Annotated in this window: 16 protein-coding genes; 7 read left to right on the top strand and 9 right to left on the bottom strand. The window is 34.5% G+C overall.

Going from position 1 to position 11560, the window contains the following annotated elements; all coding sequences use genetic code 11:
- A partial coding sequence (locus KCG35_RS16280) for a hypothetical protein (protein ID WP_215820852.1) occupies nucleotides 1-534 on the top strand: 534 nt, incomplete at its 5' end.
- Between the two features lie 285 nt (nucleotides 535-819).
- Nucleotides 820-1473, top strand: a complete 654-nt coding sequence (locus KCG35_RS16275; RefSeq protein ID WP_215820851.1) for an outer membrane beta-barrel protein — start codon at nucleotides 820-822, stop codon at nucleotides 1471-1473.
- Between the two features lie 68 nt (nucleotides 1474-1541).
- Here the strand turns inward: KCG35_RS16275 and KCG35_RS16270 are convergent, their stop codons facing one another.
- Together KCG35_RS16270 and KCG35_RS16265 are read right to left on the bottom strand one after the other, a co-directional pair.
- The gene (locus tag KCG35_RS16270; protein WP_309227413.1) at nucleotides 1542-2135 is read right to left on the bottom strand and encodes a phage antirepressor KilAC domain-containing protein; all 594 of its coding nucleotides are present in this window, start codon (nucleotides 2133-2135) and stop codon (nucleotides 1542-1544) included.
- A 12-nt stretch (nucleotides 2136-2147) separates the two neighbouring features.
- A complete protein-coding gene (locus KCG35_RS16265) occupies nucleotides 2148-2294 on the bottom strand; it encodes a KilA-N domain-containing protein (RefSeq protein WP_215820849.1) in 147 nt (48 codons plus the stop codon).
- 352 nt (nucleotides 2295-2646) lie between these two features.
- Here KCG35_RS16265 and KCG35_RS16260 point away from each other — a divergent pair, with 352 nt between their 5' ends.
- A complete protein-coding gene (locus KCG35_RS16260) occupies nucleotides 2647-3126 on the top strand; it encodes a hypothetical protein (protein WP_215820848.1) in 480 nt (159 codons plus the stop codon).
- Between the two features lie 75 nt (nucleotides 3127-3201).
- On the opposite strand, the gene KCG35_RS16255 is transcribed toward KCG35_RS16260, so the two are convergent.
- From KCG35_RS16255 to KCG35_RS16235, 5 genes are all read right to left on the bottom strand, one after another.
- A complete protein-coding gene (locus KCG35_RS16255; RefSeq protein ID WP_215820847.1) occupies nucleotides 3202-3675 on the bottom strand; it encodes a hypothetical protein in 474 nt (157 codons plus the stop codon).
- Between the two features lie 15 nt (nucleotides 3676-3690).
- Entirely contained in the window at nucleotides 3691-3945 is a 255-nt protein-coding gene (locus KCG35_RS16250; protein WP_215820846.1) for a hypothetical protein, read from the bottom strand.
- 1 nt (nucleotide 3946) lies between these two features.
- Entirely contained in the window at nucleotides 3947-4303 is a 357-nt protein-coding gene (locus KCG35_RS16245) for a hypothetical protein (RefSeq protein ID WP_215820845.1), read from the bottom strand.
- Nucleotides 4304-4435: 132 nt separating this feature from the next.
- Nucleotides 4436-4756 (bottom strand): DNA-directed RNA polymerase, encoded by a 321-nt coding sequence (locus KCG35_RS27100; protein ID WP_215820844.1) that lies wholly within the window; start codon nucleotides 4754-4756, stop codon nucleotides 4436-4438.
- Between the two features lie 485 nt (nucleotides 4757-5241).
- A complete protein-coding gene (locus KCG35_RS16235) occupies nucleotides 5242-5457 on the bottom strand; it encodes a hypothetical protein (RefSeq protein ID WP_215820843.1) in 216 nt (71 codons plus the stop codon).
- Nucleotides 5458-6009: 552 nt separating this feature from the next.
- Between KCG35_RS16235 and KCG35_RS16230 the strand changes: the two genes are divergently transcribed.
- The 3 genes from KCG35_RS16230 (at nucleotide 6010) to KCG35_RS16220 (ending at nucleotide 8204) form a co-directional block, all read left to right on the top strand.
- Nucleotides 6010-6183, top strand: coding sequence for a hypothetical protein (locus KCG35_RS16230; protein ID WP_215820842.1), 174 nt, complete (start codon nucleotides 6010-6012; stop codon nucleotides 6181-6183).
- 256 nt (nucleotides 6184-6439) lie between these two features.
- Complete coding sequence (locus KCG35_RS16225; protein ID WP_215820841.1) at nucleotides 6440-6805, top strand: hypothetical protein; 366 nt, start codon at nucleotides 6440-6442, stop codon at nucleotides 6803-6805.
- Nucleotides 6806-7061: 256 nt separating this feature from the next.
- Nucleotides 7062-8204, top strand: a complete 1143-nt coding sequence (locus KCG35_RS16220; protein ID WP_215820840.1) for a type IV pilus assembly protein FimV — start codon at nucleotides 7062-7064, stop codon at nucleotides 8202-8204.
- 669 nt (nucleotides 8205-8873) lie between these two features.
- On the opposite strand, the gene KCG35_RS16215 is transcribed toward KCG35_RS16220, so the two are convergent.
- Both KCG35_RS16215 and KCG35_RS16210 read right to left on the bottom strand, forming a co-directional pair.
- Nucleotides 8874-9125, bottom strand: a complete 252-nt coding sequence (locus KCG35_RS16215; protein WP_215820839.1) for a hypothetical protein — start codon at nucleotides 9123-9125, stop codon at nucleotides 8874-8876.
- Between the two features lie 37 nt (nucleotides 9126-9162).
- Nucleotides 9163-9900 (bottom strand): flagellar brake protein, encoded by a 738-nt coding sequence (locus tag KCG35_RS16210; protein ID WP_215820838.1) that lies wholly within the window; start codon nucleotides 9898-9900, stop codon nucleotides 9163-9165.
- A gap of 523 nt (nucleotides 9901-10423) precedes the next feature.
- Between KCG35_RS16210 and KCG35_RS16205 the strand changes: the two genes are divergently transcribed.
- On the top strand, nucleotides 10424-11380 hold the full coding sequence (locus KCG35_RS16205; protein WP_215820837.1) for a GGDEF domain-containing response regulator: 957 nt from the start codon (nucleotides 10424-10426) through the stop codon (nucleotides 11378-11380).
- The last annotated feature ends 180 nt before the right edge of the window (nucleotides 11381-11560 follow it).

Here is an 11560-nt window from a genome sequence, read left to right as displayed (position 1 = left end):
CTAGAAGAAGCTGATAAATTATTAATACAAGTCTGCAATGCCTTAGATGAAGAGCATTATGCTTCTGATGAGTATTATGATTCTGAAAACTTCCATTTCTATACAGCAGTCTACAACACTTTATACCCTGAAATTTTTATGAAAGTAGCAAAAAAAGCTGCTGACTTAGATTCAGTACAAGGTACATACCTTTATGGTAAACACTTGTGTGAAAAAGCATTCAAAATGGATAAGAGAACTAAAAAATACAAAGAAACACTTAAGGAAGCAGTTCATTATCTTCGTCTAGGCGTATATAAAGGTTGTATACATTCAATCACCTGGATAGTAGGAGATGAAAAATACTTCACATCAAGAGCTGAACAATACGCCTTATCTATTCCTTATTATGAATACGAAAACATAGACGATTATGATGATTTTCCAGGTTTAACCGCTGAAGAAAAACAAGAAGGTTTAGCTCTATACAATGATTTAAAAGAAAAGGGATTTGAAACTATAGATTATTATATAAATGATAGTGTAATGTATTAATGAGTATCAGCCCAAGTTAAACCGATGCCATAACTATAGACTTTCAGAAAAGTAAATTGATGGAAAAATAAGTTAAATTTAAGCCCTATATGAACCCCTAAGTGAAGTTTATAAATAATCACTTTGTAAGACAACATTTTTTCTACCACAAATCGATAATAATTAGAAGTCGTATAACTACCAATTGTGTATTAAGCTTGCTTCATATAACAATAGCAACCACGATTTAATATGAACTTATGTTCGTTTAAAAAACTATATTAAGAAGTAGTCCTAGGGGAATATATGAAAAAAGCAGTATTAGCCGTTGCTTTAGCCTCTACTTTTGTCGCACCAGCATTTGCAGAAAGCTCAATTAACCCTTTAAAAGATGAAAAAAGCGGATTCTATTTAGGTTTAGGCCTAGGCTCTGCAGATTACAACGATGCATACGATAATCTGAAAGATGAGTATGATGGCTTTATGTCAGGTACTACGAGTTATACAACTCGTGACATGGCTTGGAAAGTATTCGGTGGATATCGTGTAAACAAGTATTTTGCATTAGAAGCTAATTACACCAGCTTGGGTAACCCTGATGCAGACTTTACAAATACCTCTGGCACATACAGAGATGAAATCGAGAACGAAATTAAAGGTTATGGGATTAAAGCAGTTGGCTTATACCCAATTAATAACAACTTTGAGGTCCTGGCCAGTGTTGGTACTTTCAAGTGGAAAGTAGAAGAAGATGAAGAAAACAACCGATTTGGACCTAGCTCTGAAACAGAAAAAGGCACTAGCTTAACTTACGGCTTAGGTGCTAACTACTATTTAACAGATAATATTTCTGTAGGTCTAAACTGGGAACGCATCAATGATGTAGGTGATAAAGATAACCTATTCTTTGGTGAAAATGACATTGATACCTACACTATCTCTGCTCAGTATAACTTCTAAGCATACTAGCAAACTTTAAGGGCGCTGATTTTAGCGTCCTTTACCCTTCTCCTTCTTTTCTTATTTCATTAAAGTGTTCCTTTAAGGTAACTATATCTCTTTGCTAACCATTCACGACCTTTTGCTGTGACACGGGTATGCTGATAGGTCATGCTTCTTTCCCGGCTAAATGAAGTTTTTACAGTAAAGTATTCTCGTTCTAAATAAGGCTGATAAGGTATATTCTGACCTTTAGCATTATGCCTAAGGATTTTATTTTCTCGTAGCCTCTGAATAAATTTACATGGTCTTAATCCTAAAAGTTTACCTGCTTCTTCTAGAGACTCTGTCCCTTGAGCTTCCACATATAATTCTACAAAGTCAGCTTTAAGTTGCAGCTCAGTGACTTTATTTTCTGCAAGAAGCCTCCCATCATATTCATCAGCCCATGCACGAGCAGCCTCTGCTGGGTTTGAAAAGTTAGGTAGTTGTGGGACTTGTCCTTTAACCACAACCTTGAATATTCGAATAACCTTTAAGTGGAATGAGAGACTTATCCACATAGCATATGCATAAACAAGTTCTTCACAAGCGTAAATCCCACGTTCTGGACCACCATTAATTACCTTGAGGGCTTGATTTTCTTGCACTGCGCAAATTTGCACACCGGAAATTTCACTAATGAAATCTTGAGTTTATTTATTCCTAAGCCAAAGTTGTGGGCGCTGTAATGGGTCTCCCCCAGCGGCCTTATGTAAATCATTAAGGCAGAAGCGTCCTTGTGTATCTTGCTTAATAGAAATACTGTCGATGATGATAGGAGTTAAACCTTGATTAGACATAGAGTTAATCCTTGAGGTTACTTAAAGTAAAAACTTAGGTATGAAACTTAAGGGATGAATCTTTCGGGGTATCTAAACGGGCCCCTAACTCTAGACCACGTCTTTACTGGGCTACAAGTATATTAGAGAAAACAATGCCGCGCTTAGGGTTTAAGCCTTTCATGGACACTTTTTGGGGTCCTAACTCAGCCATAACATCAACACTTTTAACACGACAAAAGCTGCATTACATAGACCAAGAGCACTTGAAACAATAAGTTTAGTTGCGCATGTTGTATTTTTCTGGAAAAAAAGTGTGAGTGCTTTAAAATATTACACCTTTGAGAAGCATATAATCATGTCATGGTAAATTATGTACACGAAACTTAAGTTAGCATTCCCATTACTAATGTTCTTATCTTTGGTCGGATGCGGTTTTTCAGAAAGTATTAAAGATGCTGAAGTTATACTTGATAAGTTTTTTAACCAGAGAATAAAGGAAGGAAGTACAGGCCCGGAAGAATACTATTCAAAATATTTCTTTGAAGCCACCACTCAAGAAGAATGGCGTGATATACAGACTTTAGTTAACAAAGCTAATGGACAAGTCAAATCATATGAACAGCAGTCATGGCGTGTCCATAGTAGAGTAATCAGTACTGAACTCGCAGGAACGTTTGCTACTTTTGTATATAAAGTTCAATATGAAAAGTGCGAAGGGCTTGAGACTATTGTACTTTTTAAAAATGATGACAACCCTGATTACAAAATATTTAATCACAATTATAATAGTGAAAATATACAAAAACTCATAAATAAAGGCATTAAGCAAGCAGCTCAATCTGAATTATAATTTATTTCAGAATTATTATTCTCTCATCAAATTAAAGAAGTTTCTCTTTTTTAACTTTTCTGAGAGAATAAAAAATCAATATGGCATAGCTAGCACGACCCCTTCATGGTGGTCAAACGCAAGAACAGCTCCACTTGACTCAAATACAAAAACTACATCCTTACACCCATCAATAAATTCTTCGTAATAACCTTCATCTGAACTAAGCTCACAATAGAGACCCTCCTCTACACGCTCAAGTAGCTTCTCTGCATGACACACAAAAGGTGCTACTCCCCAAGCCAAATCAGGCAAAACTAAGACGCGTCCAGTTTCCTTAACTAAAAACTCACCATAATATTCTTGCACAAGTTCTACACTATCCAACCTTCTGCTGGTTACCTCCCACCCTCTTATTTTCTTTAGTGTCTCCATTGAGTTATGAATAGCATCTATATTTAAAAACTTTTCAAATGATTTGACATAGCTCTTGGAAGGGGGACAAAATTTATGTAAAAGCCTGATAGCTTCTTCCCACTCAGCTTTGTATTTAGTGTTAATTATTCGCATAGTTACCTTTAAACTTTAAAACCCATCTCCTGGTGGTAGATTAGTATTATTTCCACCTGCTGAATCCCCTTTTGCCCAGCCTATCTCTAGGTATCTATGAGTAAATATAGGTCCTATGACAGGTACTCCCCAAGCCAACAGGTTCCATAGTAGTTTTTTCCTTGTTGTCATTAAGTCAAACGCGCTGATTTCAATGCTAAGAATAAACGCAAAGGCATAGTTAAATACTGCTAAAATACCTACAAGTACCCAATAACCAGAAAAAGTCATACTACTTTATATCCTCATGATGCTTCAGCTTTTCATAACCACATGCAGCACACAGTTTAGCTTTTACTGTTCTAAATGGTTTTCCGCATGATGGACAGTCTTCTCCTAAAGCGCTATTGCGGTGATGCCAAATGGAGTCGGGATTCGTTTCTTTAAAACCAGTCAATTCATAATATTTAATGCAGCTTGGAGTAGTGAAAGCTTCAAATACTTCCCGTATTGTCATACCATATTCTTTACGTTTTTGAGTGATAAATTTCTTATCCTCAATAAGAATAGGATGAATTACCGCCCACTCACTCTCATCAAGCATGGGCACGTCTGTATTACATCTCCAACAATAACGTGTAATAGCCATAAAAAATCTAACCTAGCATTACCAAGGATAATTTTATAGCAAAATAACTTCCTGAGCCAGTTATCCTAAGTCCATCGTAAAGCTATAAACATGAGAGGACGCAATCTAATGTTATTGATTAATTTTAATATCCTATCCAAAGCAGTAACTTGACTTTAAAATCAAGGATGGCTGCAAGCTTCCTTTTCTCGGTGTTACTTTTATCTTTTTTTTATCCTCCTCTTTTAAGTAGTTCAGCATCTGCTCCCGCAATAAATTAAAAACATCATGCTCTGTATATAACTCATAAAAGCAAGTCCGTATTTTATTATAAAGTTCTTGGGTCCTGCTTGGTAAGGTTCCAAAAGAGTCATGGACTAAGGCCCAATTATCTATGTAATTAGCATTAACCACAACTAACATTAAATGTGTTGCATCTAGGGAGTGCACAAAGTTAGGAGCTATTGAAGACAATAGAATTATCCTATCATTAAACTACCGTTATCAGCGTGTAGTCTATTTCAGGCTGATTTGATGCTTCAGGCAAACCAGCTTCATCAAGTCTGCCGCATAATCAGCTAATTCCATTTCATGCTCCTCCAGCCAACAATGCTACCTGATTAGGCCCTTCTGTTAGCTAGCACCTGACAGGTCATTGTTGCCTTCCTCGGTGATGGTTCTGGTTAGCCGCTTTCAACACCTGATACATCCTGGAAACAGAAGCAATATATCCCTCTTCAACGAGTGAAGTTGATACAATCTGACTTAGTCGTAGATTGAAAAACATCCACTGTTTAGCTCGCCAGAATACGCTGACACAGGAGGTTAGAGAGAAATAACGAACTAAGTCAACTTTTTTGGGCCAAATTCTTAACTCCCTAATGAATCCACAAGACAACTGTGGCCTGTTAAAAGCTTGAGCTAGGAGAACACGATAATATGTATCAGTCTAAAGACCTTTATGTCGCTGAAGTTGTCTTTAAGGCTTTAATTTCACTTAAAATTGCTTGGTTAATCTGATTTTGTTGCTCAATACTTTTTAATAACAAGTTATAAATTTTCAAAAGATTTTCTGTAGTTGCCTCTGTTAAAATACTTCCGCTTAATGCTAAAAGCTCATTGTAAGCCTCATTCATGCTATTTGTTTGTTGGATTATTAGTTCTTCAGCATTCATGACAAGATCCCTTTGTTTGCAATTGTATATCGTTTCATTTAGTGTAATTAGTGTAGTATCTGTGATATAGAAAAACTACAAGCTTACCATTTCTTCTGCTGTATGGTTATTAATATAATGTACAAAAAAATGACATATTATATATCTGTAGGTAAATTGATAGACTGGTCAGCGATAAGCTAACTTCCTGTTTTTTTCATAACCTTTAATTTCATGGCTATAAAAACTCTTGTCGATATACACTACGTCAAAAGCAGTCGCTATACTTTACCTAATTATAACTATTCTTAAGCCATCACTTGCCGTATTATTGTGTTATAGACAGTTTGAGCCAGGGCAACTTAAAAATGACTATCAACAAAGTTCAGTTTTAAAACGGTTTCAGTTTAAACAAACTTATTGAAAATTATGGAACGGAAGAACAGTGCTCCCAGCACCTGTTTCACAACCCCATTCAAGCGCTGAAAACCCACATTTTGCTATACCTCAATCATGATTAAATGAACACCTGTGGTATTTCGATATACGCCAGTGGTAGACAAAGGCGGATTAATGCACATCGAACTGTATTCCGCAAGGACTCGGCAACCAAGCCTCCAGGGAAGGATTAATGAAAATGTTGCGTTTGGTCTTCAATCGGAACGTATCAATGATGTTGGTGAAAAGTATGATATAGACAAAAATGATATCGATTTATACACCTTACCAGTTCAGTATAAGTTTTAATACTAAAGATATAAGGGTGCTATATGCTAGCGCTCTTTACTTTTAAAAGTAAATACTATGTAGTAATTATTACAATAACCTCTAATACCAACCCCTTGAGTATATCTCTTGTATTTACCTTAAAGTTATACGCTATAATACAAGAAGGTAGCTTAGTGAGCCATCAAGGTATCTGATTAATATATGACTGAGGTTAAGAGCACAGAAAACGGATGTAAAAAGCTCATGAAGAGTACATAAATATTTTGGCTAAACTATGGACATCCATAAAATTCATTCGACTTTAAAAGCCGAGCTTCTTTTGGATAAAGATATACATAATATCATTCCTTCCCCAATAAGCTATAGATTTAAAAATCCTCTCTATTCGCAAGTTGATGAAATCAAACAAGCTATATTTGATGACATAAATAAAATAAATAGAACTCTAGAGCGAGTTGAAAAGCTACCACTCATAATAGATATACCTCATCCTACTGGACATAGCATCGAAGTAATAGTGATTATTGCAGAACATGTAAAAAATTTATATCAATCAGAAGGATGGCTTATTACAACACTAATTAAAAAGTCAACAGATGATTTTATTCCACACGTAATACAATACACCTTAAATAATTAACATTAAAACGCTATAGTTTTTCAAATACCCAGATAAACCATATTGATACAAGAACTTTATACCTATTCATTAAATAGTCTTCATTAAAATTTATACTATGCAAAATTCATTATATAATTAATGACTAATCATTCTTCCATCATAAAGATATTTACATTTTTTACGGATAAAGCTTATTTATATGACATTTTAGCTATAATAAGGTTGTTATAGTTCAAATCAAAATAATTAGCTTGTTTATAAAGAGAAATTTACTATGAGGTTCCAACAAGCATTAGCTTTTGTTTCTTGTGGTTTTGTTTTTTCCAGTTCGGTTTTAGCGCTTGGTTTGGGAAAGCTAGATGTAAAATCCTCATACGGTGAGCCATTAAACGCTCAACTTGAACTTATTGAAGTCGGTGACCTAACTGAAAATGAAATTATTGCTAAATTTGCAAGCTCTGATGATATAAATAGGTTAGGTTCAAATCCAAATATCTTATATAGTAGTTTTCATTTTGATCTAACGATCAACCAAGATAAAACAGGATTTGTTAAAATCACTACAGATAGACCCATTAAAGAACCCTCTGTAGACTTATTTGTTTCGTTGACTTGGCCAAATGGAAAACTAGTAAGAAAATATGAAGTTTCTACTGAGTTACCTGTATTTGTGCAAAGGTATCAAAATCGTTACGATGCCTTAGTTGCCAAACAATCTCAACCAGCAGTTACAAAGCCCTTTACTTACAAGAGACATCAACCAAGTATCCCCAGCAGGCAATACTCAAGCCCTGATTACTACTATGTACAAGAAAACGATACTCTCATGGAAATAGCGGCTCAAATGAGACCTTCAACAACTGTCTCCCTTCAACAAACTATGATTGCTATCTATAGACAAAATCCACACGCCTTCATTAACAACAATATAAACCTGTTGAAAAAAAATGTTGAATTAAAGCTTCCAAAACAAAGTGAAGTAGCCGAGATACCCTATGCAATAGCTGTTGCAAGTATTAATAAACACCACCATCAATGGCAAAATATAAATACCCCTCAATCTGCTGTAGCATCCACAGATCGTTCTGCTACAACAAGTAGCTATGTCAAACAGGAAAATATTAAACCTAAAACCAAAAAATCAGATAAAGCTAGACTAAAAATTGTTACTCAAGAAAATTCTTCTAAACCAATACCAACAAAAAAACTAAACACCATGTCTAACGCTGACTTCAACAAATTGCAAAGTAAACTCACTTCAGATAAAAATGAGTTGGCGGCAATCAACGAGAGTAACAAAAAGTCATTTGCTAAACTTAAAGACCTTGAACGAAGAATACAATCTCTAAAACGAAGAATAAAGGATAAAGATGATAGGATCTCAACACTTCAAAGTGAGTTTGGTTCTGATCAATAATCTTAGCTAAGAATTAGCTAACAGAATTATAAATCAAACTGAAATATATTTGTTATAAAAATATATTATTCTTACCATTTTTTATCCAGTTATAGATTGTATATTAATCTTTATCTTTAGAAAATAGCAACATGCTTCTAGTGGTTTTTATCTTTTTGCATTACACTTGCAAGGTGTAGAATACAGCCTTTTATAACAAGGTGAAAAATAATGGACCTATACTACACTTTAATCATTATATCTTTCATATTTCTCACAACGTCAATTCTTGTACCACTTTTCCCAAGAGAAATCTTTATTTTCTACTTTTTTCATGGTAATAGTAAGAAGAAGGTAGAGTTACTACTAATAGCAAAGCAATTAACGGAAAAGGTTACAATGATGAGGAACAATCTCTCGCAAAAGCTACAACTAACAAATTGTATCAAGCCTGCTCTTTATGGGATTTCACTTCAAGCTGTTATTTTTCTTTTACATTATTTTCAACTAATTATTATAGGTCAAGATATAATCAACTTAACTTTGTTTGTCATATTTATACTTTATAGTGGTCACATAGTGTATAATCTATCATTTCTGTTACGACATTTTGTCTATATAAAGCGCCAACAAAGCACATCAAAGCTCCTAGATAGACTGAATAAAAAAGAAAAAGATATTAAAAAAGGTTTATCGTTTTGAGTTTAGAGATACTGCAGAAATAAGACATATTACAATCCCCATAAAAATAAAAAACAAGGTGCTTTTCAAACCAACCCAAATAGCAACCATCATCTCTCGCTCAATATAATTGTAAAGAATACCAATTAAGATCCCAAATGGTATTGAAAAAACAAGAATTGAAACACCCACAATAAGCATCCAGGCTAAAATCCTATTTTTTCTAAACTTACTATATATTCCCTTATCATAGCTATTCATTTTGATGTACCTTAAATATAATAAGCCAGCTTATATTTTAGTTATTATCAAGCTCCCTCCTACGTTGTTCTCTCTGTATTTTAAAAATAAATTGGTCCATTTTTTTCTGCATTTTAGATGGCAAGTCTATTAACCTCCCCCCTACTAAAGTATATGTAATAGGTTTTCGATAGCACCTAGCATGACTTACCAGAATTCGGCATTTAATACTTGTTCCATCAGGTAAGGTAAACATACAATTATTAACAATAACATCCTGACGAATACCTTCAGGTATGGGACCTGCAAACTTAATTTGTATCCCTTTTGTTGACAAATCTAGTATTCGGCCATTGACGACCTTAGTACCAAAGCCACTTAATACAACTTTTAGATATTCAGATTGAGAAATACACACTCTATAATCTGAACGTCTTTGCGAATGCTGTAATGTTTCTGGTAGATCAAGCTTTAAAGCTGGCATATCTTCAAATGACTCAATAGACATTAGTGTTGTAACAAAATGAGTCTTATGGCCACGCTCAGAACAATCTACTTTAACTTTGCAGCCATCGTTGATGAAACCTTCAGGCGCTGGTGGATATAAGTCATCAATAAGTACAAACTCTTCCTGTGGATCAACCATAAGTATCATACTTCGAAAGATATGTTCATCGTCATTAATTTTCACATTAATAAAGCTATGATCCCGACATAACCTGCTTAGAACATGGAAAGATACTAAATCTTTCTCTTTCTCTGCTGATTGCTTAAACCACCTCAACATACTAAACATTAATACTACCTTTGAATATCAAGGTTCTAAAGATGAGTCTCATTCGACTTCGCTTTTTAGATGGTCATAATTTATAATAACAATTCAACTTGAGTATTTATTCACAGACTATCCCCTTGACGAAGGGTTTTAGGGCAGCAGTTAAAAGCTCCTCGGCAAATGATTCGTGAAAAGCATAGCAAATCATACTGCACTCACTTAATTGTCATACAAATATAATATATGCAAAATACTTTATATCCATCCTCTACATTTTTCTTTGCTTCAATAGTATTGTTTATTAGTACTTCCTCAAACTATGTCATTGCTTGTTTCCTGCAAAAAGTTCTAAAGTTATATAATTCAGGTTAGACTAATCGGTTTATGCATAAAGCTTAAAATAATTTTAATGTGTTATATAAAATTTCTATTTATCCCGAAATGCAATATATGTTTCATTCTATTTTTTTACTTAGCATCATTCATAAACGTATATAATTATAAGACAGACTTTGTCATATGATTATTGGATCAAGGTTAACACTTGAATATACTTATTGCTGATGATACACCTTCAATAAGGTTTTTTCTGCAAAAGGTTATTAGTGATACTGGTCATACAGTACATGCTGTATGTGATGGTCATGAAGCACTTTCTTATATGAAAAACCATGAAATCGATATGATTTTCATGGATATTCAAATGCCTGATCTCAATGGTATAGAAACAGCTAAAATCATCAGAGAACAACAATCTGAGTGGCTACCAATCATTTTTATTAGTGCAACAGAAAATGACAAAGAGTTTGCTGAAGCACTTAGTGCAGGAGGCGATGGCATTTTAACTAAACCATTAAAGCCTATTTTGGTTCATGCTCAAATACGTGCAATGCAGAGAATAGTTGATATACAACGCAAACTCCATATGATGAATAGTCAGTTACAAAGCTTAAGCAAAACTGATGTATTAACTGGTGTAGCCAATCGCAGTGGATTCTATGACGTATCTGAAAGGGAGTTAAAGCGTTGTCGACGAGAACAAAAAGCTTTGAGCATCTTAATGATTGATGTTGATTTTTTTAAACAATACAACGATAACTATGGACACTTGGAAGGTGATCACTGTCTTGTAACAATAGCCCAGGCGTTGAAAAACAATCTTAAACGCCCTCTAGATTACATATGTCGATTTGGTGGAGAAGAATTTGTAGTTCTCCTTCCTATGACTGACTTGGATGGTGCTCGTTTAATCGCTCAACAGCTAAGACAAGCTGTTCTGAACTTAGAAATACCTCACAAAGCTAGCTCTGTAAGCCCCTTCGTTTCAATAAGCATTGGTGCAGCCTCAAACCAAGACCATATTAATACTTTTACCATCAACGACTTATTAACTAAAGCTGATGCAGCGCTTTATACCGCTAAAGAAAGGGGAAGAAATCAGATTGTCGCCATCTCACCTAATAAGTACGGCCAATTTCCTACAAGTTCAGTCCAAATCTAGCTTATGCTATCATTTTATTTTTTTGCCATAATAAACTGCGTCAGCTCTTTATTGTAAAGCCGCATTAAGGAAGATAAGGCTGATGTTCTGAAGCATTAAAAGCATGGAATGCGCACAAAAGTGGGAAAGCATATTGTCTTGGTAAGCTGTGTTTAAACGCTAAGAGCGTTGGTGAAATTC

Source organism: Zooshikella harenae (genome assembly GCF_018837975.1).
Lineage (GTDB): Bacteria > Pseudomonadota > Gammaproteobacteria > Pseudomonadales > Zooshikellaceae > Zooshikella > Zooshikella harenae.
This window is presented reverse-complemented; position numbering and strand designations above follow the sequence as displayed.

Bases quoted from the DNA above. Each gene is read 5' to 3' on its own strand.
- KCG35_RS16275 (WP_215820851.1), top strand. From the start codon at position 820: ATGAAAAAAGCAGTATTAGCCGTTGCTTTAGCCTCTACTTTTGTCGCA.
- KCG35_RS16265 (WP_215820849.1), bottom strand. From the start codon at position 2,294: ATGTCTAATCAAGGTTTAACTCCTATCATCATCGACAGTATTTCTATT.
- KCG35_RS16260 (WP_215820848.1), top strand. From the start codon at position 2,647: ATGTACACGAAACTTAAGTTAGCATTCCCATTACTAATGTTCTTATCT.
- KCG35_RS16255 (WP_215820847.1), bottom strand. From the start codon at position 3,675: ATGCGAATAATTAACACTAAATACAAAGCTGAGTGGGAAGAAGCTATC.
- KCG35_RS16250 (WP_215820846.1), bottom strand. From the start codon at position 3,945: ATGACTTTTTCTGGTTATTGGGTACTTGTAGGTATTTTAGCAGTATTT.
- KCG35_RS16245 (WP_215820845.1), bottom strand. From the start codon at position 4,303: ATGGCTATTACACGTTATTGTTGGAGATGTAATACAGACGTGCCCATG.
- KCG35_RS16235 (WP_215820843.1), bottom strand. From the start codon at position 5,457: ATGAATGCTGAAGAACTAATAATCCAACAAACAAATAGCATGAATGAG.
- KCG35_RS16230 (WP_215820842.1), top strand. From the start codon at position 6,010: ATGCACATCGAACTGTATTCCGCAAGGACTCGGCAACCAAGCCTCCAG.
- KCG35_RS16225 (WP_215820841.1), top strand. From the start codon at position 6,440: ATGGACATCCATAAAATTCATTCGACTTTAAAAGCCGAGCTTCTTTTG.
- KCG35_RS16220 (WP_215820840.1), top strand. From the start codon at position 7,062: ATGAGGTTCCAACAAGCATTAGCTTTTGTTTCTTGTGGTTTTGTTTTT.
- KCG35_RS16215 (WP_215820839.1), bottom strand. From the start codon at position 9,125: ATGAATAGCTATGATAAGGGAATATATAGTAAGTTTAGAAAAAATAGG.
- KCG35_RS16210 (WP_215820838.1), bottom strand. From the start codon at position 9,900: ATGTTTAGTATGTTGAGGTGGTTTAAGCAATCAGCAGAGAAAGAGAAA.